Genomic DNA, 550 nt, shown 5'->3' with positions numbered 1-550 from the left:
TGAATCGGATCGACGATAAACTGATCATGCAGCTTGCCGTCGATAATTTCTTGCGCCGCCTGGACAATTGCATTGCCGAGGCGCGGATTAAGCTGCCCGGTCTCCATATTGGCGAGCGCGGCCGCTTTTTTTACCATGGCCATTGCCACAATGAGCGACTCGTGAATACGGTAACCCGTAATCGGGAAATTTTCCACCGCCCGCATCGTTTGCACGCCATAATAAGCGTGAATCGGCACCTCTTTTTCACCAAGGAAATCCTTCTCTATGCGGTAATTTTTGTCTTTCATATCTGGTAACATCTCCTATAGCGTAATATAAGGTTCATAGTTAGAAAAGAATTTGGATTAGCAGAAAACCAATGACCACAGCGGATGCAGTGGACACGAGACCCGGAATCATAAAGCTATGATTTAAAATATACTTTCCGATGCGTGTCGTACCCGTACGGTCAAAGTTAATCGCTGCGATTATCGTACCATAATTCGGGATAAAGAAGTAGCCGTTTACGGCCGGAAACATCGCAATAAGAAATGGAGCCGGAATGCCG

The 550-nt window shown here is 46.5% G+C and carries 1 protein-coding gene and 1 pseudogene; both read right to left on the bottom strand.

The window, feature by feature from the left end; genetic code table 11:
* Positions 1-290, bottom strand: a 290-nt coding sequence (locus B2899_RS07495) for a lyase family protein (RefSeq protein ID WP_286884766.1), incomplete at its 3' end; no start/stop codon positions are given.
* A gap of 40 nt (positions 291-330) precedes the next feature.
* Positions 331-550: pseudogene (locus B2899_RS07490) on the bottom strand (C4-dicarboxylate ABC transporter); the annotation flags it as partial.

This window comes from Aneurinibacillus sp. UBA3580, assembly GCF_002375825.1.
Classification (GTDB): Bacteria; Bacillota; Bacilli; order Aneurinibacillales; family Aneurinibacillaceae; genus Aneurinibacillus; species Aneurinibacillus danicus.
The sequence above is the reverse complement of the archived record's forward strand: the minus strand, read 5'-3'. Positions and strand labels throughout refer to the sequence as shown.